This window comes from Verrucomicrobiota bacterium, assembly GCA_016871495.1.
Classification (GTDB): domain Bacteria; phylum Verrucomicrobiota; class Verrucomicrobiia; order Limisphaerales; family VHDF01; genus VHDF01.
Genome location: VHDF01000003.1, coordinates 40,475 through 67,449, shown reverse-complemented (window position 1 = coordinate 67,449; position 26,975 = coordinate 40,475). Strand labels below are relative to the sequence as shown.

Annotated in this window: 17 protein-coding genes; 1 reads left to right on the top strand and 16 read right to left on the bottom strand. The window is 61.4% G+C overall.

Annotated features, from left to right (window positions below; all coding sequences use genetic code 11):
• Window positions 1-90 precede the first annotated feature (90 nt).
• The 6 genes from FJ404_01540 to FJ404_01515 form a co-directional block, all read right to left on the bottom strand.
• Entirely contained in the window at window positions 91-858 is a 768-nt protein-coding gene (locus FJ404_01540) for a prepilin-type N-terminal cleavage/methylation domain-containing protein (GenBank protein ID MBM3821564.1), read from the bottom strand.
• Window positions 859-898: 40 nt separating this feature from the next.
• Window positions 899-1,696: a prepilin-type N-terminal cleavage/methylation domain-containing protein gene (locus tag FJ404_01535; GenBank protein MBM3821563.1), complete on the bottom strand. Its 798-nt coding sequence runs from the start codon at window positions 1,694-1,696 to the stop codon at window positions 899-901.
• A gap of 35 nt (window positions 1,697-1,731) precedes the next feature.
• Window positions 1,732-2,382, bottom strand: a complete 651-nt coding sequence (locus FJ404_01530) for a type II secretion system protein (protein ID MBM3821562.1) — start codon at window positions 2,380-2,382, stop codon at window positions 1,732-1,734.
• A gap of 25 nt (window positions 2,383-2,407) precedes the next feature.
• A complete protein-coding gene (locus FJ404_01525) occupies window positions 2,408-2,677 on the bottom strand; it encodes a hypothetical protein (protein MBM3821561.1) in 270 nt (89 codons plus the stop codon).
• A 16-nt stretch (window positions 2,678-2,693) separates the two neighbouring features.
• A complete protein-coding gene (locus FJ404_01520; protein ID MBM3821560.1) occupies window positions 2,694-2,981 on the bottom strand; it encodes a hypothetical protein in 288 nt (95 codons plus the stop codon).
• 93 nt (window positions 2,982-3,074) lie between these two features.
• Window positions 3,075-4,970, bottom strand: coding sequence for an ABC-F family ATP-binding cassette domain-containing protein (locus tag FJ404_01515; protein MBM3821559.1), 1,896 nt, complete (start codon window positions 4,968-4,970; stop codon window positions 3,075-3,077).
• A 259-nt stretch (window positions 4,971-5,229) separates the two neighbouring features.
• On the opposite strand from FJ404_01515, the gene FJ404_01510 reads away from it, so the two are divergent.
• Window positions 5,230-5,442, top strand: a complete 213-nt coding sequence (locus FJ404_01510; GenBank protein MBM3821558.1) for a hypothetical protein — start codon at window positions 5,230-5,232, stop codon at window positions 5,440-5,442.
• A 213-nt stretch (window positions 5,443-5,655) separates the two neighbouring features.
• On the opposite strand, the gene FJ404_01505 is transcribed toward FJ404_01510, so the two are convergent.
• The 10 genes from FJ404_01505 to FJ404_01460 all read right to left on the bottom strand — a co-directional run bounded on the left by FJ404_01505 (window position 5,656) and on the right by FJ404_01460 (window position 26,965).
• Window positions 5,656-6,870 carry an FtsX-like permease family protein gene (locus FJ404_01505; GenBank protein MBM3821557.1) on the bottom strand — a complete coding sequence of 405 codons (1,215 nt, stop codon included), beginning with the start codon at window positions 6,868-6,870 and terminating at the stop codon, window positions 5,656-5,658.
• A gap of 3 nt (window positions 6,871-6,873) precedes the next feature.
• Window positions 6,874-7,632: an ABC transporter ATP-binding protein gene (locus FJ404_01500; protein ID MBM3821556.1), complete on the bottom strand. Its 759-nt coding sequence runs from the start codon at window positions 7,630-7,632 to the stop codon at window positions 6,874-6,876.
• Between the two features lie 20 nt (window positions 7,633-7,652).
• Window positions 7,653-9,203, bottom strand: coding sequence for an efflux RND transporter periplasmic adaptor subunit (locus FJ404_01495; protein MBM3821555.1), 1,551 nt, complete (start codon window positions 9,201-9,203; stop codon window positions 7,653-7,655).
• A gap of 179 nt (window positions 9,204-9,382) precedes the next feature.
• Window positions 9,383-9,868 (bottom strand): hypothetical protein, encoded by a 486-nt coding sequence (locus tag FJ404_01490; GenBank protein ID MBM3821554.1) that lies wholly within the window; start codon window positions 9,866-9,868, stop codon window positions 9,383-9,385.
• Between the two features lie 26 nt (window positions 9,869-9,894).
• The gene (locus FJ404_01485; protein ID MBM3821553.1) at window positions 9,895-21,546 is read right to left on the bottom strand and encodes a hypothetical protein; all 11,652 of its coding nucleotides are present in this window, start codon (window positions 21,544-21,546) and stop codon (window positions 9,895-9,897) included.
• 54 nt (window positions 21,547-21,600) lie between these two features.
• Window positions 21,601-22,620 carry a hypothetical protein gene (locus FJ404_01480; GenBank protein ID MBM3821552.1) on the bottom strand — a complete coding sequence of 340 codons (1,020 nt, stop codon included), beginning with the start codon at window positions 22,618-22,620 and terminating at the stop codon, window positions 21,601-21,603.
• A complete protein-coding gene (locus FJ404_01475; GenBank protein MBM3821551.1) occupies window positions 22,617-24,239 on the bottom strand; it encodes a hypothetical protein in 1,623 nt (540 codons plus the stop codon). Before FJ404_01475 ends, FJ404_01480 begins: the two co-directional genes overlap by 4 nt.
• Window positions 24,232-25,671, bottom strand: coding sequence for a hypothetical protein (locus FJ404_01470; GenBank protein MBM3821550.1), 1,440 nt, complete (start codon window positions 25,669-25,671; stop codon window positions 24,232-24,234). Before FJ404_01470 ends, FJ404_01475 begins: the two co-directional genes overlap by 8 nt.
• Window positions 25,671-26,453, bottom strand: a complete 783-nt coding sequence (locus FJ404_01465) for a hypothetical protein (GenBank protein ID MBM3821549.1) — start codon at window positions 26,451-26,453, stop codon at window positions 25,671-25,673. Before FJ404_01465 ends, FJ404_01470 begins: the two co-directional genes overlap by 1 nt.
• Window positions 26,450-26,965 (bottom strand): hypothetical protein, encoded by a 516-nt coding sequence (locus tag FJ404_01460; GenBank protein MBM3821548.1) that lies wholly within the window; start codon window positions 26,963-26,965, stop codon window positions 26,450-26,452. Before FJ404_01460 ends, FJ404_01465 begins: the two co-directional genes overlap by 4 nt.
• Between the last annotated feature and the right edge of the window lie 10 nt (window positions 26,966-26,975).

The window sequence follows — 26,975 nt, the reverse complement described above, 5'->3', positions numbered from 1 at the left end:
CAAAGGCCACCACGCCCAGGGCGAGCGCAATTTCGATCATGGTGAAGCCGCTGGCGCTTCGGATTCGGGATCGGTGCAGCGATGGAATCTTCATGGCAGCACGGGTTTGATCACGTTCGCGCGCCCCGTCAGCCAGCCGACGCGCAGCACGGAGTTCGTATTATCCTTCGGTGAAATGTCCACGTCCGCCTGCCCCACGGCGTTGCCCTCGGCATCGCGGCCGAAAAACACGGTCCCGCGGCTGAGAGGGATAATCTCATCCTGGGAACCCACGAGCTGGCCGGACGAATTGAACGCGAGATAGGGCAGCCTGAATTCCGGTGCATCGGCGGACGGAAACGGGAATGCATCAAACCAGAACGGCTTCTGATAGACGTTCATCCTGCCGGTAGCCGGTACGAACTTTCCCTGCTGAAAAACCATTCCTTCCGGCAATGCTTTCCACTCGGTAAGATAGCGCGGGCTCAACTGGCCTGGCTGTGAACCTACCCCCCGCTTGGTGAAGAGGGCATAGCCCGTCAGTTGCTTGCCTAACACATTGGTCATTTGCCGGAGCTGGCGCGGGGTGCGCAACTTGACGCGATGAGCCTGGGCGTCGGCCTGGCTCAACAACGGCACGAAGACCATGTAAACCGTGGTCCGCTCGTTGATGGCGGTGAGGCGGGCGAAAGCCAGTTCGTCCAGCAATTGTCGATTCGCGGAGGCGGAGACATTGCCCTGCCCCAATCCTTTGAACGCCGGCAGTGCGATCCTCGCCAGAATGCCGATGATCACCATCACCACGAGCAACTCGATCAAACTGAACGCGAGCCGGAGCCCGCGCCCGGACCGGGCGGAGAGTGGGAGGTGAAGATTCATGCTCAAATCAAAGCAGAGACAGGGCCAACCATGACAGGGATCACCAGCTTACGATGTTATCCTTATTCACGCCCAAGTCACCGGAGATCTTGTCGTCGGCTTTGCCGTCCGGCCCCAACGACCAGACCATGATGGGCGAACTGGATTCAAACGTGTCCACTCCGTTCAAACGCGACAATCCGTTGCGTCCTTTGTTGCCGGAAATCATCGAAACGGCTTGTTTGCGGTAGAATCCGTCCTGACATTTGCCATCGGCGTTCAGATCGATGGAAATGATGTAAGGAGCGCCCCAGGGATCGCGATAGACGCCGTCTTGTCCGATCCCACCGGGCAGAAATCCTTCGACGTCCTTGGCGTTGAGAAAGTCGGTCTTGTCCGGGTTCTGAGACGAGTTGCGATTGGCGGTGTTTTCGCGTCCATCTCGGAACTTGGTGAGGTTCCGCAGGATGCCGACCACCTCCGAGTTGCTATTCTGATACAGCCTTAGATCGTTATTGCCGATCGAGGCGAGGGGCCTGCCCTTTTTGTCGTTCAGAATGATGAAACTCCCGTCTCCTTCGGCGTCGTGCGCGGTGCCGTAGGTAAAGTCAGGGCTGGCGGCTCTGCGGGCGGCAGGAGACGACGGGTATCGGTGATAATGTGCCTCGTAGCTTGCGATGGAGGCCTCGATTCCCTTGATTTCGGTCTTGGCCCGCGCCACTTGTGCTTTGACCTTGGCTTTTGAAACGGCCGGGATGAGCAAACCCGCCAGCACCCCGATGATGCTGATCACCGTCAACAGCTCGATGAGCGTAAAGCCGCGGCGAAGCCCGGAAAGAGGTAGTGTTTTACAGTTCATGGTTCGAGGAATGATAGGTTCAAGTCTTCGGCGCCTCACCAGTTGCCCACGCGGTTGGTCTTGCCCGCGATGATCAAATCTACCCAAAGATCGTAGCGGGACGGATTGTTCGTCGGACTGGTTGAAACGTATTTCCATGGATTCAACCCCGGCTTGTTGGGGATGGGCTGGACAAGGGTTCGTCCCTGGATCGCCAAAGGCATCTTGACCGGGGCGACCAGCACTTCCACGTCGGGATTCACGCTGATTTCGGCGTACTGACTCGACCTGAAGTTGGCGTAAGATCGTGCATTTCGAGACTCCTTGGCCTGGTTCAGGATGCCTTCCACGCCGAAATAGTTTTTCAAGGCCGTCGAGGAGATTTTCTCCGAACTGTTCTTGGTCTGGAAAGTCAAACCATCGGTCGTAACCACCCCGCTCAATTCGTAAAACAGGGGATTGACCGCGGGATTCATCCGGTTGTCCGGGGGAAAGAAATTCAATTGAGATTGATAGGCGTCAATGGCGGTTTGGAGCTGATGAAGCTCTCCGCGGGTCCGGGAAATCCGTCCCGCCGAAGTCGCCCGCCCCGCGACCGAAGTGGTCAATCCTGCCAGAACCGCGATGATCGAAATCACCACCAGGAGCTCGATCAACGTGAACGCCTTCCCGAGGCGAGCTTCGATGGGGTGGCAAAGGGATCTCATGGGAGTTTGGGCCGGCGTAAGCAATTCACTTCAACTCCTCTTCCAACCGTTCGCTCAACCATTGCTTGATCATGCTCTGGTAGTTCAGGTAGCGCGACCGCGCGAGGCGCTTGATCTTGGACAGCATTCGCGGATCGATACGCAGACTCATGGTCACGGACTCCGTGTTTTCCGCACCGGCAGCCACGGACGTCTCCATCAAACGAAGATCGACCCGGGTTTCGGCCCAATAGGCGGCTTCCGACATTTCACTGTCGAACACCGGAACCTCTTCCCATTTGGTTAACACTTGCATGGCAATGCTTTGCGCTTTAAGCGGCCAGTGCGACGTTCAGCTTGCGTTGATAAAAAAAGTTCTCTTCGGCTTCCATGATCCGAGCGCAAATAACCCGGATCTGTTTGCCGTTGGTTCGGTAAACGCTAAAAATTCCCACCCCGCCCGAACTTCGTCCCAGATTGAAATACCGCGCCTGCACGGCAAACCGTGGCGAATCGGGCAGTAAACGGATGGCAAAGGGATCTTCAAACGACTCCTCGATGTCGCGCAACGTTAAAGAATTGCTCCACTCAATCGGCGGATTGTTCCAATCGAATTCCATATCGCAGACTTTCTGGATATTGAGATGACATTGAATACGCCATGTACTTGCTTTGTATATACAATGTCATGTCTTTGAAGTCAAATGAAAACCTCAACTCCCTGCTTTGATCTGCTCGAGTTCCTCCCAGCGCAGGTAAAGTTGGGCGAGCGTTTGGCGTTGTTTGTCCAGGGTTTCGGTCATCGTTTTCGCCTGGGTGGTGTGCGTGCGGTAGAAATCCGGCGAGGCGAAGAGGCCTTCAATCCGGGCAATCTCCGCTTCGACTTCCAGAATCCGACCCTCCATGCCCTCCAGTTCCCGGCCCTCTTGAAACGAGAGTTTTCCCGGTCTCCGGGGCTTCGCGGTCAGGTTCGAAGTCGGCGCGGATTGGGTTCCTGCTCTACGATCCGTTTCAATCTTCCTCGCGGAACCAGCCTCCATTCGGGCGCGTTTTTCCAGATAATAGTCGTAGTCCCCCACGCTGTGCGCAACCCGTCCCTCTCCTTCGAAAGCCAGCACGTCGGTGCAAACCCGGTTCAAAAAGTAGCGGTCATGGCTGACCACCAGCACGGCGCCCGGAAACGCAATCAACGCCTCTTCCAAAACACGCAGCGTGGAAAGATCCAGGTCATTGGTGGGTTCGTCGAGGATCAGGAAGTTGCCGCCGTTCTTGAGGATCCTCGCCAGGAGCAACCGGCTCCGCTCTCCCCCGCTGAGGTATTTGACGCGCGTGGTCATGCGGTCGTCATCGAATAAGAAACGCTTCAAGTAGGCCCGCAAGGACAGCCGGGCCTCGCCCCAAATCACAAATTCGGTGCCATCGCTGACTTCTTCCAAGGCGGTGAATTCCTCCCGAAGCTGCATCCGGCCCTGGTCCACATAATTGAATCTCGTCAGTGAACCGGGCTTCACCGTTCCTTCGATCGGCTCGATTTCCCCCAGAATGACTTTCAAAAACGTGGTTTTGCCGAGTCCGTTTCTTCCCACCACACCGACCCGCCGTCCATTCTCGAACGAGAAAGAAAAATTCCGGATCAGCCGTTTTCCACCCAACTCGACTCCGAGATTGGTGATATCGACCACGCGATTGCCAAGCGGTGGCGGCGGGGGGATCACCAACTCCATGTCCGCCTCCACCCGAACCCCCTCGTTCGCAGCGACCTCGTCGTAACGCTCGAAGCGAATCTTCGATTTGCGACGTTGAGCTCGGACTCCGGCCCGGACCCATTCGAGTTCCCGGCGCAGAAACGCCTGCCTCTTCCGTTCCACCGACGCGTCCGAGGATTCCCTTTCCGCCTTGGCCAGGAGATATTCGGAGTAATTCCCCTCGTGAGAGAAAAATTTCCCGTTCGCGAGCTCGACCATGCGGTGGACGACTCGATCCAGGAAATAGCGATCGTGGGTCACCACGAGAAAAGCACCGCGGAATTCCTCGAGGAATTCCGCGACCCATTCGATGGCATCCGGATCCAGGTGGTTGGTCGGTTCGTCGAGGATGAGACAATCAGGCCGCGCCACGAGGGCGCGGCAGAGGGCTACCCGCCGTTTTTCGCCTCCGGAAAGCGGCCCCACTCGCGCGTCGGGACGAGGACAATTCAGACGCGCCATGGCTGTGGCCAGGCGCTGGTCGAGGGTCCATCCCTCCAGCGCCTGAATACGATGCTCAAGGTCGGCGTGGCGGGGGGAGTCGTGAGGCAAGGCTTCGAATTCCCCGATCAGGTCGATCACGTGGCGGGCGCCGGCACGCACGTTCTCATGCACCGTGGCGGCGGGATCAAGGGCGAAGTCCTGCGGAAGGTAACCGACCACCAACTCACGGCGGCGGGTGATTTCGCCATCGTCGGGAATTCGCTCGCCGGCCAGCAACCGCAGAAAGGTGGTCTTGCCGCAACCGTTGCGTCCAACCAACCCCACCCGGTCGCCTTCGTGAATGGCCAGGGAGGCCCGGTCGAGAACGACCCGGTGGTCGAAGGCGACGGAGATCTCGTTCGCGGCGATCAAGGTTCCCATGAGCCGGTCAACATGGGACTCCTCAGTGGAAGAGGCGAGATTCTTCTCACCTGTTGCCGAGATGATGGTGCATCCAGAGGTTCTCGGTGACCGGGTTGTCATGTTGACACAGACAGCCCTGTCTGTTGTGGCGCAAGCTGCCGCAACCTGCGGGGCGACGAAGGGACCTGGCACGTGGAGAAAATGGCAGGGCCTCGTTCTTCACCCGCCGGGCCGACGGACCGTCGGCGATATAGCAGGCTGGGCACGGCACATCCCGATGTTGCCGGTGATGCAGGTAGGGCGCGTCCGTCCCGGCGCGCCGCCGGAGCATGATGTTTTGCATCCAGTAGGCGGCGGGCTGGGACAGGCCCGCCCTACCAACAACATCGGGATGCACGGGGCTGGGCAGCCTGTGCCACACGACAGACAACGGCTTCGGGAGGCACCGGATCGGGACTTGAAGAGCCGGGCATCCACAGGTTTTCGCTGATGCACGCGGCAGCGCCGGGGCGTGGCGTTCATCACGCCGCTTCAGGGCGTGTCTTCAAAGGGGCAAGGCAAGTTCAACGGGCAAGGGTGCTGCCAGGGGGCGCAGGCATCCACCCAGGGCGGGCCATGGAGCGGGAGGAGATCGCCGCGGCAGGTTGGCGCGGGCGGAAGCGCGAGAGTTCAACCCGAAACCGTGGCGCTCAAGACCGCAGGGTTACTCGTAGCGCAGGGCATCGATTGGATCGAGATTGGCGGCTTTGAGCGCGGGGAAAAAACCGAAGACCACGCCAATCACGGCGCTCACGCCAAAAGCCAGCGCCACGGAACCGCTCGAAATCAAGGTGGGAAACCCCGCGAACTTCGTGAGCAGAGGCGCCAGCCAGTAACCTGTGGCAATGCCCAGGGAACCACCCGCCACACTCAACACCACGGCCTCGATCAGGAATTGGCGCAATACGTCCCGCGCCCTGGCCCCCACCGCGAGCCGGATCCCGATCTCCCGTGTGCGCTCGGTCACGCTCACCAGCATGATGTTCATGATGCCGATGCCGCCCACCACGAGCGAGATTCCCGCGAAAGCCCCTATCAACACCGTCATGATGCGATTGTTCGCGTTCATGAACTCATTCATGTCCTGCTGGCTGCGAACGGTGAAATCGTCGTCCTTGTCCGACGTAATTTGGTGTAACTGGCGGAGCACGGTGGTAATTTCATTGGTGGCCTCGGTCATGGCTTGCGGACTTTCCAGTTGAACGCTGAAGGATCGATAGCGCGTGTCGCCGGTCAATCGCTTCATCGCACTAGTATAGGGAACAAGGACGACGTCATCCTGGTCGGATCCAAACGCGTTGGCCCCTTTCGGAGCCAGCCAACCCACCACGGTAAAGGGGGCATTCTTGATCCGGATGATTTGGCCCACCGGATCGATGCCCTCGCCGAAAAGTGTCGTCGCGGTGGTCTTTCCGATCAAGGCGACTTTGTTCGCGGACCGAACATCCACATCGGTGAAGTTCTCACCCGAAAGGAATTTCCAAGCGCGGATGTCGGCGTATTCCTCGCTGACCCCGGTCACGTTGACGCGCGTGTTTTGATTGCCGGCCATCACTTGGGCGGAATCCCGCACTTCCGGGCTGACCGCCGCCACCCCGGGAACATCGCGACGCAAGGCCTCGTAATCACGGTCCGTCAAAGAGGCTTGACCGCCAAAGCCGCCGCGAACGCCTCCCCGAGACATGTTCCCAGAAAAAATCATCAGTAGATTGTTCCCCATGCTGGCGATGGCTTTGTCCACCTCCGCCTTGGCGCCAGCCCCCATGCTGACGCCGACGATGACGGCGGAAATGCCGACAATGATGCCCAGCATCGTGAGAAATGAACGCAAGATGTTGCGCCGGATGGCGCGCAGTGAAGTTTTGAGGATCGCGAACATGGGTCAGTCCAGATGAACCGCTTTTTGCTCCGCCTCCAGTTTGCCCAGTTCCTCGGCCGCGAAGGAGCGATCGGCCACGGCTTCGTCCGTCTTGATGAGGCCGTCGCGCATGACGACCTTGCGCTTGGCGAACCGGGCAATATCGAGCTCGTGGGTCACCATCACGATGGTAATCCCTTGGTCATTGAGGGACTGAAAAACTCCCATGACCTCGATGCTGGTGCGGGTATCCAAGTTTCCGGTGGGTTCGTCGGCCAGCAATACCCGGGGACGGTTCACCAGGGCGCGAGCGATGGCCACGCGCTGCTGTTGTCCGCCGGACAACTGATTGGGATGATGATCCCCGCGATCGGCAAGCCCCACCATTTTCAACGCCTCCAAAGCCCGGATTCGTTGTTCTTGAGCCGGGATGGGAGGTCGGGTGTAAAGCATGGGGAGTTCGACGTTTTCGCTGGCGGAAGTGCGGGTCAGCAGATTGAACCCTTGAAAAACGAAGCCGAGCTTCTGGTTCCGCAAGTCCGCCAACTGATCGCGGTTCAGCGAGTTGATATCCACTCCGTCGAGCAAATATTTCCCGCCGGTGGGCCGGTCCAAGCACCCGATGGTATTCATCATGGTCGATTTGCCGGATCCACTGGCGCCCATGATCGCGACGAATTCGCCCGGGAAAATGCTCAAGTTCACCCCGCGCACGGCATGAACTTCCAAGCTGCCATTGCGATAGGTTCGCCGGTAATCCTCCAGCTTGATGATGGGATCCATACCCGCAGGGGCCGCCGGCATTAGCGGCGACGTTGTGGCCCGAACGGATTGGCCAGGGGACTGGCCGGTGCTGCCGCGGTCGCGGCGACCACGGTTCCGCTGGCGACCGTGTCTCCCTCGTTCAATCCCTCCAGCACTTCGATGTTTGTCCCGTCGCTGATCCCCAGTTTGACGGTCACCGGTTTGAGGATCTCCCGTTCGCCTCCCCCGGGCATCTTCTCTTGCTCAACCAGGTAGAGGGTTGCGGTTCGTGGACCCTCGGATTCCGTGCTCCTCCTTCGCTCGCCGCCGCCGCCTCCACCCCCGAACCCGCCTCCACCCCCAAAGCCCCCGCCGCCTTCACCGCCCCCACCGCCCCCACCGCCCCCACCGCCACCGCCGCGCTGGGCAAAGCGGGCGCGCATGTCGGTCATGATTTTCTCATACTTCGTTTTTTGGTCAGGCGTCAGGGAGGCCATGTAATCGGCGCGTTCCTGATCGGTTGGACGGCGCCGTTCCCCGCCGGTGGTCCAAGGCATGACGGGCAATCCCGCAAAGGGTCCGCTTTCGATCAACGTGACGGCACCGGTTCCGGCCGCCGCAGAAGGCGCTCCCGGAGCTGCGTTCGTGGCACCCGCAACGGCAAAGCCGGCGGGCGGCTTGAAACGCGCTGCCGCCATGGGGATCGTGAGTGCGTTTCTTCGCTCGGCAGTGATGAACTTCGCGTTGGCGGTCATGCCGGGTCGCAACTTCATGTCCTTGTTATCCACTTCGACCACCGTGATGTAAGTGACCACGTTTTGATTGGTGGTGGGGGCGAAGCGGACTTGCTGGACCTTGCCTTGGAAGTTGCGTCCGGGAAAGGCGTCGACCGTGAATTGCACGGCCTGTCCTTCTTCAAGTCCACCGACGTCGGCTTCCGATACGGCGGCTTCGATGCGCATTTTCGTCAAGTCGTTGGCCATGACAAAAAGGGTGGGAGCGTTCATGCTGGCGGCGACGGTCTGGCCTTCCTCGACTTTACGAGAGATCACGACACCGTCCATCGGCGCGTAAATGGTGGTGCGGCTGAGATCGACTTTGGCGCGTTCTACGTTGGCCTGGCGGGTTTTCACGTTCGCCTGGGCTTGGCTTAGACTGACCCGGAGCTGATCATACTCGGATTTTGAAATCAGGTTGCCGGTGAAGAGTTCCTTGCCCCGTTCGAAATTGAGCTGGGCGAGTTCCTGAGCCGCCTGGGAGTTCGCCAGTTCCGCCTCGGACTGCCCCAGAGCTCTCTCGTAAGTGGCAGGATCGATCTGGGCAATGACGTCACCGGATTTGACTTTGTCGTTGAAGTCCACCTTCAGCTTGGTGATGACTCCCGAGATCTGGCTCCCGACCTCGACCAATCGCACGGGAGTGATCGAGCCATTTGCGGTCACGGATTGGGTTACGTTCCCGCGGGCCACTTTCGATTTCTTCAACTCGGGGACGTCGGTTTTTGGCTTCTGCCAATACAGATACCCCCCCCAACCCGCGCCGCCCAGCAAGGCCAAGACGACCAGCCATTTCACCATGCCGCCACCACGTTCACTCGACATCATAAGCATAACCCTCAGGGATCCAAAATCAGGTTCCAAACGCCTCTTTCATGCGAAGCGCACTTTCGATGAGACCACTGGACCGGGAGGAGGTTACAGCAATTCGGCCTTGGCGCAACCGGCGAAATCCGGAAATGCTGGAAGCAACCGCGGGCTGATTGACCCGGGGGGATCCGGACGGTCAAAGGTCAAGGCACGGACATGGGGATGGTTCCCGGTCCCGAGCGGACGGGCCTTCCCCGCAGAGGCTCGTAACGAGCCACAATCGTGATCGTGCCCTTGGTGGGTCGCTGAGCACCCCAGGAAAGAATGAAGCGATAGCTGGTCCCGATTTCCGTCTTTTGGGCGCGAGCCTTCAGTTCTTGGGCGGCAAACCGCCACGTCTTGAGCGGGGTCGCCGCCTCAAGCTCACCACCGGCCAATCGCCCGTCGAACATCATCAACTCCAGCGTGCCGGATTCGATCGGAGTGGCTTCCTTGGCCCGGCGATGACTGGCGTAAAGCCGCACCCCGAAACCATCCGGGCCGGGACGCCCGTCCACATCCACCGCCATTGAAGTCAACAGCAGGTGGAGTTGCTCCACCGGTTGAGAAGGGCCGCCGGAAGTCACGCGCGACAACCCGCCCCCGTCCGTGGCGCATCCCGCGACCCATCCCGCCAGTCCGCAGGCCAAGATTAACTGCCAGAACCGATTCCTGATCACAGCACGCCGCCTTTGGACCGCTTCTTCTTCGGGGCCTCGGGAGCGGGAGGACCGATCAATTCTTCGCGGGGAAAGACAGGATCCAGGATTTGGTTTTGCACCTCGTCGCGCTGGATTTCGTCTTTGATTCTCGAATTACGCAATTGGTCGTCTGTCATGACTCGCGGATCCATGCGCAAAGCCTCGACTTCCGATTTGTTCAGAACCTGGGGCGTGAGCAGGATCAGCAGTTCCTTGCGTTCCTTGCGGTTGCGGGCCGAACGGAAGAATGTTCCCAGCCCCGGGATGTCGCCCAGGAACGGGACCTTGCGGATTCGTTTGTCGTCGAGCGTGCCGATCAATCCGCCGATGAGTATGGACTGTCCGCTCTGCACGGTCACGGTGGTGCTGGCTACACGCTCATTGACGATGGGGACCTCGGCTTCGTTGTTGATGCGCACCGTCGAACTGCTCACGGTGCTGTTCGTCGTCCCGACTTCCAATTTCACGAAGCCATCCGGGGCAATGCGCGGCGTGACTCTCAAATTGATGCCCACGTTCTCGTAGCGGAATGAGTTGATGGTGTCCCCTCGCTCCGTCACGCGGCTGTCCGTGATCAGCGGGATCGTTTGCCCGACCTTGATCACCGCGGGCTTGTTGTCCGCAGTGACGATTTGCGGTCGGCTCAACACTTCCAGGCGGCCTTTGTCTTCCAGGGTGCGGAAAAGAAAGCTGTAGTCCCCGCCGGTCACGGCGGAAGAAAACCCTCCGGAGATCCAGGAGGCTTCATTGACCTCAATGCCCGCCGCATAAGGAACTCCATTGTAGTTCCACTCCAATCCCAAATCCAGTCCACTATCCAGGGAAACTTCGGCGATGAGCACTTGGACGAGCACCTGGGATTGCGCCTGATCCAGTTCCTCGATCAGGCTCTTGACTTGGTCGAAATAGCGTGGGCTGGCCGATATCAGCAGAGCGTTGCTGGTCTGTTCCGCCACCACCGCAATTTCGCGCTCCAGTAACCGCTGCGAAGTCCCCACGGCGTCCGCTCCCAACACCTGGGTGACGCGCTGCTTCTCCTGGTCCAGGAACGTGCGCACGGCCAGGGCAACCTCCTGGGCTTGGGCGTTGCGCAAGCGATAGACTTCCGTCTTCCGCTCCATGGCCGGCGAGCTGTCCAGGGTTTCAATGATTTGGGTGACGAGCGCCACGTAATCCTCGGTCCCTCCGACCAGCAGGGTGTTGGTGCGGGGATCAATCGACATGGTCAGGGCGGACTGTTCTTCACTTCCGAGGACGGCAGAAGCGATTTCTTCGTCGTTCCCCGGCGATTTGTTGGGGTCCAGCTCGCCCACATGCGGCTTCAGCAGCGAATATTGGATCGAACGGGCGCCCGACGCGGTCCCCGCAGCGGTCGGCTGGAGCCGGAACATGGAGGAAAGCAGCTCCGAGGTTTGGCGGGCATCCGCATTGGTCAAGCTGAACACCTTGATTTTCGCCTTGCGATGCGAGGCGTCGTCGAGCCGGGTGATGATCTGATCGAGCAGCCCCATGTAATCGACCGGGGCGGAGACGATGAGCGAATTGACGCGTGGATCGGGAGTGATCAAGACCGATTCCTTCAGTGCCGAGGAGACCAGCTCCTGTCCCTTCTCGGTGCGTGTGATGAATTGGAGGACCGATTGCGCGTTCGGGCTCTGTTCCGTCAGAGGGGCCGGCTTGGTGTTCAGGGCCGTGGTCAGGATGGACGAAAGATTCTCCGCCCGGGCGTGGCGCAACGGAAACACCCTGATTTCACTCACGCGCGCCACTTGGTCGGTGTCGAGTTTGGACACCAACTCCCCGATGCGTTTAACGTCGTTTTCACCGGCGCTGACCACGATGGCGTTGATCCGCTCGTCGGCTGAGACGGCAATGGGCAGGACGGAACCGGGCAGGCCCTCCCGATAGATGCTTTGCACGGTCGCCGCCACTTTGCGGGCATCGGCCTTGGCCAGCGGGAAAAGGTGCACCGCCAAGCCGGGATCCGTCTGCTCGGTGTCAAGCCGCTGGATCAGTGCTTCGACCGTGCTCAAATCCTCCACGTTGGCCCCGACGAGCAGGGCGTTGACCCACGCGTCGGCCACGATGGTGATGGGGTCCAGCGGTTCTCCGCGAACGCGCGGCGGCCGGTTGGCGAAGATGGGCTGCAACGTCGCCTGCAGCTTCAGGGCGGTGGCTTTCTTCAGCGGGAACACGCGGAAATTGAGCCGCGAAAAAACACTGTCACCATCCAGTTGCTGGATCACCCGGTCGGCTGTGTCAAAGGCTTCCTTCCCGCCGATGACGAGCAGCGTATTGACCCGGTCGTCGCCGATCACGGCCACCGGCACGAGCCGTTCCCCCGCATTCACAGCCACGGTGTCGGCGGCCCTCTTGGCCTGGAAGAATTGAGTCAGGGTCGTGGCCAGCGTGCTCGCCCTCGCGTTCTTCAACACGTAGAGCTTCACATCCCCCGTGGCGGCGGAGTCGCGGGTGTCCAGCTTCCTCACAATTTCCCTGACGATCGTGAGATTCTCGGGGCTGGCCGAAACGATCAAGGTGTTGCTCCGGGCGTCCACACTGAGGGCGAGGGCATCGCGTGACGTGCCTCTTCCAGCCGTTCCCGCGGCCATCCCTGGCCGGTAAAGTCCTTGCTCGACGAGGCTGCGCAGGACCGTGCTCACTCTTTGAGCGTCCGCAAATTGCAGCGTGAACATTTCCAGGACGCCGCCGGGAATGGCGGGCTCCGCGTCGATCTTGGAAACCAAGCCCTGGATCAATTCCACGTTCTCCTTGCTGGCCGAGATGATGAGCGCGTTGTTCAAGGGGTCCGGCTCGACCTTGATCTGCTCCGAGGGCAGCGGGTTCTGCCCGGGCAGCGTCTGCGCCCTCAAGCGCGCGGCGAACAAACTTTCGAGCAGGACAGCCACGCGGGCCGAATCATTGTGCTTCAACGGCATCACCGTGAGGGTCAGGGACGGGTTTTCGAGTTTGACGTCCAGCTTCTTGAGCAACTCGTCTAGGGACCGGTGATCCTCCTGATTGGCCGTGACAAGAAGATTGTTCCCACGCGGATCCGCCAGAATCACCGGGCGCTGGCGATTGACGTCCGCACTGCGCGCGGCGGCGTAGCGCTGCTGGAACAGGCTGGCCAGGGTGGAGGACAATACTCTGGCGTCCGCATGCTGCAGGGGAATCACCCGCATCTGGCCGCTCAACGCCGCGGAAGGTTTGTCGAGCTGCCGGGCCAGGGTCTCGACGAGTTCGTAACTGTCGCGCGATCCGCCGACGAGCAGGCTGTTGCTGCGCGGGTCGGCCAGGATCGTCACCTTCAGTGCATCAGCCGCCGTCTGATTCGCCGCCGCGCGCTGGGTGATCCGGGCATCGACCAGGCGCTGCAGCGTGGACGCCAACTCGGAGGCGTCGGCGTGTTCGAGGGGCAGGATCCGGATATCGCGAAGGCTGAAGGGCAGAGGCTGGTCGAGCCTTTGCAACATGCTTTCAATAATGGCAAAGGACTTGGGGTTGCCCGCCACAATGAGTGAGCTGGTGCGATCGTCCACACTGATGATCGGCTTGTCCTCCGTCCGCATTTGTCCGGCGCGAGGATTCGTGTAGAGATCGTTCAAGACCCGCTGCATCACCAGGGGATCGGCATGGTTGAGCGGGTAAATCCGCACCGTCTCGAGGCCGGAGGCGGCGGGAATATCAAGCTGTTCGATGACCTCGGTGATCAACGGCAGCGTATCGCTGCGCGCGGCCACGACGAGGGTGTTGGACAGATCGTCCGCTTGAATGGTGAGCGCCGCCCGCGCTTTGGCCGTCTCCGTGGTTCGAGGAGAGCGGTCCCGCACCACCCGCAATCGCGACACTTGGGTGCTGAGTCCTTCCGAACCAGGAACCGGCGAGCCTTCGGCGAAAACCGCCTGAAGCAAGGGCGCCACCCGGGTCGCCGTCGCGTGCTTCAGCCTGAAAAGCCTGACTTCGGTGACAAAACGTTCCATCGGCTTGTCCACGTCATCCACCACTCGAAGCGCCAGCCGGATCGATTCCTCATGTCCGCTCAAGATGAGGGTGTTCGATCGGGTGTCGAGGGCGACATTCAGAGGGCTGGTCAAGGCTTTGCCCGTGTCGCCCTCGGGTTGAGCGCCGGGGCCTGCCGGACCCGTCCGCAGCCGCTGGCCTTGCTGAAAAATCAGATTCAAAGTTTGCGCCACCGTGGCCGCGTCAGCGTGTTGCAAGGGGACGAACCGCACCATCACCCCCTCCGCCACCGCCTCCCGGTCCATCATGGCAATCAGTTGAGTAAGGGCCTGCAAATTCGACGGCGTGGAAGTGACGACGATGCGATTGCCTCCGCCTTGTCCCGCGCCTCCGTCCGCCGAGAGCCGGATCGGCTGGGAAAGGTCCAGCACCACGGGTTCGCCGCGCGGATCTCGAATCCGCAGGCGCCGGATCTGCTCCTGCAACTCGCGGCCTTGGGCGGTGGTTTCGCCGGTCGGACCGGGCCGCAGCATGCTTTGGAGCACGGTCACGAGTTGGGCTGCGTTCGCGTGCTTGAGCGGCACGACGGTCATCTCGGCCTCGGCGAAGGAGGACGGCGTGTCGAGCGAACGAATCATGTTCTCCACTTGCTGGATCAGGGTGTCCCGGCCAATGACCAGGATGCCGTTGGAGCGTCCATCGATGGACACCGACAGCGGCTCGCCCGGGCGGGAGGCGTTCAACTGCGTGACCATTTGCTGCACCGCGGCCAGCACTTTCTGGGGCGGAGCGTTGGTGAGGGGCACGACGCGATACTGCAATTGCGCCGTTTGGCCGGCGGTGTCCAACTGGCGGATGAGGGACTCGAGCAGTTGGAAATCCGTGGGCCGTGCGCGGACGATGACGCTCCGGGTTCTCGGTTCCGCCACCACGGTGATGCGCGGCTGGCTGCTCCGCACGATCTGCGTTTGCCCCGGTTGGGGAGGGGGCGGCGGATCCTGCCGCAAGAGGTCGCTCAAGGCCCGCGCCACGATGACCGGATCGGCATCGCGGAGCGGGAACATGCGAAACTCGGACTCGTTGCCATAGAATGAAAAGGTCAGCTCGCTGATAATCGTGTCGATATGATCGAGTTCCTGAACCGGACCGGACAAGATGAGCGCGTTCGCGTCCTTGTCGATCGAGACGACCACTTCGGGAATCTCGCCCGGGACGGCCTGGGTGGTGGAGGATGGAGCCGGCGGAGCGGTGCCCGAGGTGGCCGGGGGAACCGCATTGGTGGCGGCGCCCGGACCGGGGATCCGGTCGGCGATGCGCAATCTTCCCGAGGAGACCTGCGGATAAATATTGCGCAACATGCGCGCCATTTGTTCGGCGGCAACGCGATCCATCGAGCGCAACCGAACCTGCACACTCGCATCACGCGACGTGTCATCCAGGCGCGAGATCAAATCTTGAATCTGGGCCAGATCGGCCTTCCGGGCGATGACGGTGATCGAATTGTTATTGGAGTCCGATTCCAGAATGGGGCGTTCCTCACTCGGCCGATTTTCATACAGGGTTTGGATTTTGGACACGACGTCGAAGGCCTTGGCCTTCTTGAGCCAGACGAAGTGAACGTCGCGGTCGGAACGTTCGGGGGCCTTGTCCAGGGTGGGCAAAACTTGCTCGACCACTTTGAAATGCGCATCAGTGGCCGTGACAATCAACTGGCTGCCGCGCTCGTCGATGGCCACCGTAGCCTCGACGTTCCGCCCGTCCGATCGCCGCCGCTCCAGGGAATCGCTGACATTGCGCAGCAATTGCCTGAGCACCCCCTGCACTTCGCGCACGTTGCCATTCTCGAGCTTGAAGATTCTGACCTGAATTTCGTCACCGGCGCTTTCCTGATCGAGTTCCTTCACGATGCGCAGCACCTCGCTCACCTGATTGGTGGGTCCGTTGAGCAGCAGGCTGTTGGCCCCGCTGACCGGCGTCACGCCCAGGCTGAGGGAACGCCTTCCGGGGTAACGCGCGGCCATGGCCTGATTGACGGCCTCCGCAAGCGTCGTGGCATCCCCTTTCTTGAGCTGCACCGCCTGAATGACATGGCTCGAATCGGCGTCCGACTGATCGAGCTTGGCGACCAAAGCCTGAATCTGATCCAGATTTCTGCCCGCGGCGTCGAGCACGATCGTGCGGTCGTCAGGACCTGCACTGATCATCACCCGCTCGGCGGGATCCTGGCTGGCCACCTGCCTGGAAAACAAGCGGCTGATGATGGCCACGAGTGACGGAGCCGAATGATGTTCCAGCTTGATGATCCGCGCTTCCCGACCCGCTCCCGCGCCGCCGTCCTGCAACTGGGCCACGATCTCCTCAATCAATCGAAGGCGGGTCTCGCTGCCCGTCACCACCAGACGGGAGGAAGCGTCATCCGGAAGAATGAGAGCATCCGCGCCGCCGTCCTTGGCCAGGCCGCGCGATTGGTCCTGATACAATTGCCTCACGCGGGCGGCAACTTGCGAAGCGACACCGGATTTCAACGGCAAAATCCTCATCCGTCTCGGCTCCTGGGATCCCGCGGTGTCCATCTGCTCCACGATGAGCGCGGCGGCTTGGAGATCCTTGGACTCTCCGGAAACCACGAGCATGGATTGCCGGGAATCGGCGCCCACACTGACGCGTGGAACCCGGCGTCCGTTCTCCACAATGCGCACGAGCGATTCGGACAGCACGGAGGCCACCTGCTGAGGATCCGCGTGCTTCAGGGAAAAAACCCGGGCGGTGGCGCTCTGCGAGCTGGCCTTGTCGAGCTTGCGCACGATCCCCTCGAGAATCTCCAATTCCGGAGCGGACGCGGTGACGATCAAACGGTTGGCCGCGGCGTCAGGCAAGATCATCGCGTCGGCGCTCCGCACGCCGGGCTTGTCTCTGCTTTGCTCCGCGTAAAGCGTTTTCACCGTCACGGCGAGATCCACCGCCGAAGCGGAGGTCAGATCGAACACCTTGGTTTCCCTCGGGGCGGGGGTGTCCTTGGCCTTGAGCTGGGTCAAGATGGACTCGATTTCGGCGATGTGATTCGTCCGGGCTGTGACGATGAATCGTCCGTTCCGGGCATCAGGCAGGATCTGCGCGTCGGGAGCCTCCGCGGGCGAACGGTCGCGGAAACGTTCCTGATAGAGCTGGCGGACGAGGGGCAAGAGACGGCCGACTTCTTCCGAAGGGCCGACTTCGACCATCTTCGTTTCTCGCGCGGGTCGATTGACCGCGGATTGCTGCAGTTCACCTAGGATCTGCTCGAGCAATTCAAGTTGTCCCGTCGCCGCGGTCAGAATCAATTGGTTGCTCAGCTCATCCTCGAGAATCAGCGCGTCCGCGGTGCCCAATCCAGGCTTGTTCCGCATCTGGTCGGCGTAAAGCTGGCGCAATCGAGGAGCCCAATCGGACACCTTGCCGGACTTGACCGGCAGCACTTTCATTTTCCGATCAAACTGCCCGCCCAGGCTGGAATCGAGTTGTTCAAGGATCACCGCCGCCGCCTGCAATTCTTTGGGATCTCCCGTGGCGATCAACGTGCGGGAGCCAGGATCCACGCTGATGGAGACGCGGCGTTGCGGGCGGCCATACGCATCGTAGCGCACGAGGGCGGTGGACAGGATTTCCATCACCTTTTCCGGCTCGGCGTGCTTGAGGCGGAAGACCCGGGCGGAAGCGCTCTGGGCCCCGGCTCGATCCAGTTTCTTCACCAACTCATCCACGGCGGCCAATTCCATCTGCGAGCCGGTGGCAATGATCCGGTTCACGGCGGCGTCGGGCAAAATCAGGGTGTCGGGCGGAATGTTCCCCAAGCGGGACTTGGCTTCCTCCAGATAAAGCGTGCGCAGCGTGGAAGCGAGTTCGGAGGCGTTGGCGGTGGTCAAGTCGAAAACGCGTGTCTCCCGACCTCCTGCTTCGGCGCGCGGCTTGGTTCCTCCGAGTTGTTGAAGGATTTGTTCGATTTGCTTCAGGTGGGCGGGTTTGCCGCTGGCGACAATGCGTCCCGCCAGGGCATCTCCCACCAACTGGGCGTCCGCCGGATCCGTGTCCTGTTTCTCCTTCCATTGGTCTTTGTAGAGCTGTTGGACCAGCGGAAGCAGGCGCTGCACCTCGGCGGCGTTGCCCACCTCGAAGGATTTCGTCTCGCGCTCGACGGCGGGCTCGCCATGATCCTTCCGCAGGGCGGCAAAAATCCCGTCAATCATCGGCATTTGATCCTGGCGGGCCGAGATCACGACGCGTCCGGTGCGTCCGTCCGTGATGAATTGGGCATCCGGCGCTCCGGCGCCCGGGCGGCTCATCAGCTGGTCTTTGTAGAGCTGCCGGGCCAGGGGGAGCAGGCGTTCCGCCTCGGCTTGACGGCCCAACTCGACAATTTTCGTTTCCCGGGCTGCCCGGCTTTCACCCTCCAGGGTGGCCACGATTTGGCGGATCGTCTCGGCCTGGTCCTTGGTGCCCCAAACCGTCAGGCGAGTGCCGGTGGCATCGGGATACAAAGTCGCCGGGCGGACCGTTTTCCCTTTGGATTGATCCTCGTAGATTTTGGACACGGTCGGAAACACCGCGCTCGCGTTGCCTTGCTTGAGCTCGACGCTGTGAAGCTCGCGGGCGGCCTGGTCGGCCGGCTGGTCGAGCGCCAGGATGACCGTCTCGACTTGAGCCATCATGGAGGGGGGTGCCAGCACGATCATGCGCTTGCCGGCGGGCTCGGGAGTGATGGAAAGCCAGTTGGTGACGGAACGACCGGCGTTCTGGGCGGCGAAGACGCGCATGGCCAGAGTGGCCAGGCCATCGGCGTCGCTGGTGTTCACGGGCACGATGCGCAAATCACGACTGCGCTCGCGCGATCCCCCGGTGTCAAAATCGCCTTCACCTTCGAGCCGCTCGATGATCAGCGCCGCGTCCTGCAAATCGGAGCGGGCGCCGGTGATGATCAGGCTGTTCGACCGTTCATCCGGAGCCACCACCACTTTGCGCACGGGAGACCCTCGCGCGTCGAAACGCACCATGGCGTTGGAAACGATCGGGGCCATCGCCAGCGCCTGCGACGCTTGCAGCTTGAACACCCGGGCGCTGGAGGATTGTTCCGGGGTTTGATCCACCTGGTTCACGAGCCTCGCCACCATCGCGATTTCCTCGCGCGGACCCGTGACGATCAACCGCTGTCCCGCGGGATCGGGAATGATTTTGGTCTCCGAGACCGCCCCGGCTCCCCGCTGATCGCGGATCATGTCCTGAAAGAGACTCGTGATGGTGGGGGCGATCGCACTGGCGTCGCCCGACCTCAAGTCGAGAATGCGCATTTCCTTCAGCGCGGTCTCGGGACGGACATCGAGTTCCTGGATGAGTTGCGCGGCGGACGTCACCTCGGCCGGGTCGCCGTTCAAGACGAGACTGTTGCTGCGGGCATCCACCAGCACCCTCACCTTTTGATTGCGGGCGTTGATGCTCTTCTCGACCAGTCCGGAAATCTCGGCGGATTGCGCCGTTTTCAACCGCACGACCCGCGTTTCCTCCTTCGCCGGCTTGGCTTCCGCCGGATCGAGTTGCCGCACGATGGCTTCCAAGCGTGCGATCTCCTTTTCCTCCCCGCTGACCATGAGACGGTTCGAACGACCTTCAACCATCACGGTGGCCGCGGCACCGGAGGGGAGCGAAATCCCGCGAATCTGCTCCTGGTAGAGCTGGGTCGCCAGGGGCGCGAGCTCCGACGCAGTGCGACCAAAAAGTTCGAGCGCCTTGAACTGGCGGGCGGGTTTCTCGGAAGCCACGTCGAGCAAAGCGACGATGCTTTTGATTTCCGCAATCTGCGCTTCGGTGGCGGTGACGAGGAGCCGGTTATTGACGACATCGGAGAGGAGGGAAGGCTTGGGAATATCAGCGAAGGTCGGGTCGGCCATTTTGTCCTGGACGATGTTCTGAAGGCTGGCGAAGGCCGATTCGATCCGGGCGTGCTGCAAAGGAACAATCTCGAGCCGCCGGGCCAGGCTGAGAGGACGTTCGGGCCGCAATTGACGGACCAGCGCCTCGATGCGATTCGCGTGTTCTTCGCTGGCGGTCACGATCAAGCGGCCCGCATTGGGATCGGCCACCATCTTCGCGTGCGCCCCAGCCCCCAACCCGCCGTCGGCGGCTTGATTGCGATACAACTGCTCCACCAGCGGCAAAATCTTGCGCGCCTCAGCCGGGCTGCCCACCTCGATGAAGCGCGTTTGCATGGGCATCGGGTGGGTCGTGCCGGTTTCCAACTGGGACATGATGTCCATCGAAATCTGCAAATCGCGCGGCGATCCGCTCACGATCACCGACTGGCTGCCCGCGTCGAAGGTGACGCTGGCGGAGGTCACCGGCTGGCCGGTGGGTCCTCGTCGGGTCAGGGCCTGCGTCAAAATATGCGATACGTTGGTCGCTTCGGAGGCACGCGGACGGAAGACCCTGGTGAGCTGGACCGCCTCGGAGCGAACGGGCGCCTGAGCCCCCGGCGGCTGGCCATGAACCGGTTTGTCCACGCGATTGATCAATTGCTCGATTTGCTCCAACTGGCCCAAAATGGGCGCCGCCACAATCAACCGGTTCTGGTTGGTGTCGGTGATCAACCGCGCCTTGGTCGCCGCGGTCGTCGCGATTTCATTGGCAGCCGCCACGCCGGGAATCGCCTGGCGTAGCATGGCCGCAAGCTCATCCGCCCGCAGGGTTTGCGGATAGTAGATGCGAACGTCGCCTGCCGGACCGTCTTTTTGCTCGAACCGGTTGATCAATTCCTCGGCGAGTTCCAGGCGCTCGGTCGGCCCGAACATGACCAGCGTGCGGGAGGCATCGTCGTACACCGCGGTGATGTAATCATTGGGATCGGGCGGCAGGACCTCCATCGCCTTGGTATTGGCGTTGTAGGTCGTCCGCTTCGGCGCCGTCGCCACCCCGAAGGTGCGGTTGAGCAAGTCCGCCACAATGGCGCCCGAAGCGTTCAGCAGTGTGTAGGTTTTCATCTGCCGGTTCACGGTGGACTTGGTGTCGACCGCGGACAAAAGCAGGCGCATGCGCTGAATATTCTCGATGCGGTCGGTGACGATCAGCCCGCGGCCGCGAGGCAGCACGGCCAACGAGCCAGCCTTGGAGAGCATGGCGGTCACCGCATCGGCAACCTCCTTGCTGTCCACGTTTTCCACGTCAAGAACCACCGTCACCACTTCGCCCGGGCGCACGTCGCCCGTGGGATCCGCGCTGCGCAGGATGCGGAGGGGCATTGAAGGAAGTTCCTTCAAGGGAACCAGCCGAAGGTAATGGCCGGACTCGACCAGCATGAATCCCTTCATGGAAAGGATCAGATTCAGGGTGTCGAGGGCTTCCGGAAACGTGTAAGGGTTTGGGTCATTGTAGCTGAGCGTGCCGAGAACGTTGGTTTCAGCCAGCAACGGCTTGCCCGACATTTGGGCGAAGCGCTCGATCACGTCGCGGTATGGGATGCCCTCGAACTGGAAGCGAATATTGCGCGGGGCCGCGGCGGGCGCTGATGCGGCGGCGGGAGGCGCCACCGTCCGGGAATCGTTGGCCGCGGGTCCTGCGGGATTGGATTGAGCGGCCAGCGTGGCGGTCGCCAGGCCCGCCATCAGCCCAAAAGCTTGGATCATGCGTCGCGGGAGTTTCATAACATGGGCAGTGTGGTAGGGTGAGTGGAGGATGGCGAGTCGCGATGAAGTGCTTCAAGGCTCAGGGGCCGGCTCGGCCGAGGCAAGTTTAGAAAGCTCCGGCGGCCATTGGTCGGGCTTGAGCGGACGTTTGTCCGCCAGCGTCTGCCCCCGATCAATGGCCCAATACTCCTTGCCAAAGCGAAGAATGACGCGGCTCTCGGACTGGATGATCTCTCGTCCGGGCATCGGCATGCTCCGGTAATCGACCATGACGACCGTCCCGCCGGCGAGATAATCGCCGGGCCGGTAGCGAAAGGTTTTGTGCTGGTTCACGTCGAGCACGTGAACTTCGGGTTCGCCCTGCCACTCCGAGAGTGAAACGATGCGAAAACCTTCGGGACCGCCCACCGGCTTCGGGGTCCGTGGATTCTCGATTCCGGCCAGCGCCGGCTGCTCCTGTCTCTTGACGTAGGGTCGGAACAAATCACGCTCCACGCTCGCGTCATAGGCCCGCCGCTCCGGAACATCCAAAGCCACTTGGGCCACCATCGAGAGGGGCTCCACAGCCGGCGTTGGATCCATCACCAGGGTCAAGTAAGTGAACCCGACGCGGAGGAGCCCCGGCTTGTCGCCCGGCGCAAGGGTCAAACCGTCCAGGCGGCTGAGCTGGGGCGCGGACTTGAGTTTGTAAATCAGATCCACCACGTCGGCATGAGGGCCATCCCCTTGCACCCGCCATCCTACCTGCACGGCGCCGCGCAGTTTGCGTGGACCCGCGGGGAGCCGCGTAAACTCCGATTCCTTCAGCCCGCACTGGAGAATGTAACGGGTGATCATTTCCCCGCTGATGGCGGCCGTGTTCTCCACGCGATCCGAGAACATTTTTTGGGCCGCTTCCTTCACTTTCTCCTCGTCCGCAAAATAAGCGCGCCGTTCCTGATTCAATTGATCCAAGCGCGCCCGCGCTCCCGCGATCTTCTTGTCCACGGCCTTGGCCGGGGCGACGACCATGGCCCGAACGCCGAAGCCGGCCAGAATCGTGGCCAAAATGCCCCCGACGATGCCGGCCAGGATTTTCTCGCGGCGGTTCATGGCCGAACCCCCTTGATCGCTCCGGGCTCCAAGGAAGCGTCATCCGCCAGCCGAGGCGGCGGTTTCTGCTTGTTCCAGTCGAGCTTCAATTGATCCGGCACGATGAGTTCCACCGTCGTGCGAAAGTCGTAGCCAAACCGGTCGGAACCCGGCTGGATGGCCATCGGCTTCACTTCGTAGCCCGCCGCGCGAAGCTGCTTTTCCAACCGCGAGAGAACTTCCCCTCCGCGCGCCTGCACGGAAAGCCGGATGCTGGAGGAGCCGCTCACGGCAAGAGACGTGAGATAAACGTCCTCGCTCGAGGGCATCACGGTGGTGAGATGCGAGTAGAAATCGAGCCAGTCGCGTCGGCCGCGGTTCCATTCCTGCAGCGTCGCCGCCTGCTGTTTCATGGCCCGGTAAATCGGGCGCTTTTTCTCCCCTTCCGCAATTTCCAGCTCGATTTGCTTCAGGATCGCCGTGCGCGATTTCACCATGTTGGTTCGCAGGGCGACCAGCAACAACAAGGCGCCCGCCGCCAGGGCCAGACCGGCCAGCAGACGCAGCCTCCCCAGGTCCCTGGGCTGGGCTGGTTTCTTGGGATTCAACAGATCGATTCGAAGCCCGTCTGCATCAGCCGCCGCCAACGCGAGCCCCAAGGCGCCCGCCCCGCCTCTCGCCGCGTCCGCCATTTCCCCGGTTAAGCCCAACAAAACGCCAGGATCCAGCTCCTCGCACGGGAGGGACAAACGATCTTTCAACAACGCGGCCACCCTCGATTCCAACCCGGTCGCTCCCCCCACCCAAACGCACTCGATGCCTCGCGACAGCGAAGCACCCGAAAAGCCGCTCAAAGCTCGGACGCACTCGATCGATACCGCCTTGGCTGCCCCTTCGTCATTTGCAACCACCGGAAGCTTGGTGCTGCGGGTGAATAGCAAATCCTTTCCACGCACCACATCGGTATGCACGAATTCGGCTCCCAGGGTAATCAGGGCCACCGCCGTTTTCGACCCTCGACCAGGCCAGCAAGCATGGCAGAAGGCGGCAGCGCCCACGGCGCGCAATCCCAAGCCCTTCAACTTAAACCCAGCGGCCTGAGCCAGCGCGATCGACGCCGCCACACTCTCCTTTTTCAATGCGGCGGCAAAAATATTGGGCGCCGAGCCTGGACCGATCGCCGCCGCCTCCGTGCGCACCAGGAAATCAACCGCCACCTCCTCCGCGGGAAAAGGCAAGTCCTTGGCCGCTTGAAACCGGACCATGGCCGCCGTTTCGCCCAGATTCGGCGACGGCGGCACCGAAAGGTTTCTCAGAATTTGCTTCGAACTGGGCACCGCCATCACGGCCGCGCCAGGCCGGAACTTGAGATTCCTCAGGGCCTCGCCCACCGCCCGACCCAGCTCTTCGGGACCGTCGTCCTTTTCCTCCTGGATCTCCGGCAATTCAGCGCAAGCAACGCGAACGATCGTCGGTCTTCCCCCGCGGACCGCAGCCTCCGCGATCCACAGCCGCCGCCCTTCGATCTCCACCGCGATCGCCGGGCCCCGAGACATCGCGTTCGACCCGCGGCCGAAACCGAACCGGCTTCGTGCCGCCCCTTTCCGGGGTTCCAGGGTCATGGATCCTGGATCAGCCATGGGCCGGCCTCCCGGGGCGGTGGCGGCTGAAGCGGGGGGCGGGCGCTTCAGACTCCATCGAGTTCGAAATCGGAAAGGGCATTCCCATCCTGGTCAGGTCGCGAACGCTGACCACTCCGGGGCGGGCGAGAGCCAAATCGATGCGAACCTCCGCAACCTTGAACCTTCCCGAGGGAACCCCGTAGCCCACGACGCGGAACTCAAATTGATAACTCCGCGCCGTCAACCGGGGAGCGAGCTCTTTGAATCGGGCGGCATCCACCAAGCCTTCTTGAACCAGCCACGCAATCGTCTTCCGCTTTTCAGGAGGCAGACTCTTCCGAGCGGAAAGGATCGTCTCCGCGAGTGAAACGTCCATCCCGGGAATTGTTTTGAGCACCAGTAGCGAGGCCGTATTGATATTGACCAACCCTTCCAGCTTGACCCAGTCGGTCGTGGAAAGCCGGTCGAGCACCAACGGCAACTCCGCCATTCCAACCCCCGAGTCCATTTCAACTCCGGCGCCGGATTCGTCGGCCAACGTCATGCGCGCTTCCAACAGATCAGCCGGATGCCTCAGCTTCACCTGGCCGCGCCTCAGAGCCGCAACGAAGTTCGTCAAGGCCCGCGGCCATTCGGGTCCCGTCAAAACCGGCGCCGGCTGATTCACATTGATTCGCAATCGGCCTTGATCATCGCGATCCGGCTCGTAACTCGAAAGGGTCAAGACGTGCCGGAACCCCGCGTCCAATCGCCCGTCCTTGTTATCGAAAGGCCACTGCTCCGGTCCGTCGTCCTCATGGGGCTCCAGTCGCCCGTTCCCGTTCATGTCTTCTCCGTAAAGCCATCCCGGAGTCACCCCCCGGACGAGGAGAAGTTCGTCGAGAGTCGTGAACGGATGATTGTGAATCAAGAATGGCCTGGGCAGTGCGTCGTAAAACTCCTGCTCGGCACCCTCCGGCCTGGGAAAAGAATCAGCGTCGGAAAAATCCAGAATCCCCTGCGCCAAGGATGGGGTCATCCCCGGAAGGGCCATTAGCGCAGCCTCGTCGGCCCGGTTCAAATCAAGCTTGGAGGCGGTGTCCGATAAACCAAACCGCGGGAGCACCTCGTCGCCCTCGACCCCCTCTGAATAGACCGTGAAAAACCACCGCTCCGACGCGTCATCGAACACCAAGCGATGACGGAAAGCGGCGGGATTGTTCATCCAACGATCCTCGTCGCCTCCGGTCGCAGCGGCCAGCCTGATGGCCTCCTGCACGCCGCTCATGGCGGCCGCCCAAGCCTGGTCTCCCCCCATGCTTCCCGCCGCGGCCGTTCTCTCGGCTTTGATCCGAAACACCAGGCTCAAGGTCACCATCGAAGCCAGCATGACAATGATGAGGACGACCATCAGCACGAACCCATGGTTCGATTTCCCCCGGGTCGAAGGATTGGACACCCGGACGCTCATCACAGGAAACCTCCCCCGGGTGCGGCCCCCGCCCGTCCCGCCGGCAAATAGACCACACGCCGAAACACCTGATCCGACTCCTCCATTTCTGCAGGCGCCGCGGCATTCCTTCTCGCCTCCGGGGACAGAGTGACCTCCACCCCGGCAGGCGCAGTGGCCCTATTCCATTCCTCCACCCAACTCGCCCCATTCCAATATCTCAACTTGAGATAGCGAATCGAAGCATTCAAACCTTCTCCCCAGGCTTGGTTCGTGCTCAGCGAAAGCGCGTTCGTGTCCGCCACTCTCGAACGCACGGTCTGCCCCGGTGAGTTGCTTTCAGAGAGCGAAACCTCCCGCGGTGCTTGACGGGATCCGATCAACAGGGGTTCCTCGAAACGTTCCATGCCCTGCACGACCATGTTGGTTCCTTCGGTCGTGGACAAAAGCCGGTAGGAGACCAGTCGCAAATCGCTGGCAGGAACATGAGAGCGTCCTGAACGAGCTTCGCCCAGTGATTTCAAGTCCAGAGCCGCGCTCCGGGCGAATTGCACCGTCTCGGCTGTCCCGACAAATCCCTGCTCGGCGGAGACCACCACCGTCCGCAAATCTTGAGTGATGCGATCTATCGCCAGGCGGATGGCGGCCAGTCGCTCGGTTTCCCCTAACAATTGATTCCGCAACTGGGCGGACTGCTGGTAAAATACGAGCGCGACGACGAGGATTCCCACGGAAATACCGATGGCCAGCACCACCTCGATCAAGGTGAAGCCCGCGCCCGCTCTTGGATGGGTCTGCTTCAAGGTAAATCCAAAACGGTCTCCCCTCGGGGGATCTCGGATAATTTCATGACTTGAGCCAGCCGATGTGTCACCGGCGGATCAGGGTGCCTCACCACCACTTCAACCAGGGTCAATCCGCTGGTTTCACCCAGTTCGGTTTCCATGGGCGTGGCGAGAACTTCCACGGTCCAATGTTGAAAGGGCGGTTCCAGCACGGCGGACGATTCGGATCCGCTCCCAATCCCTCGCAGGCCAAGTTGAACTTCGGAAAGAGCGGTCGCCGCAAGATTCGCCGCATGCGTATCCAACCGCTGCCTTTCCACGCCATCCAACGCCGCACTCAGCGCCCCGCCGAGCAACGCGGCTGCCCCAACGAAGAGACCCAACGCCAACACAACTTCGAGCAGGATCGCCCCCCGGCAAAGATTCCTGGCCTGTCGTCCCACCCTCTCCCAACCCCGCGGCACCCGTCCGCAAGCTTCATTCGCCGGGCTTTGCTTACTTCGAAGGCCCGTTGGAAAACCGATTCGCATGGCCAAGCAG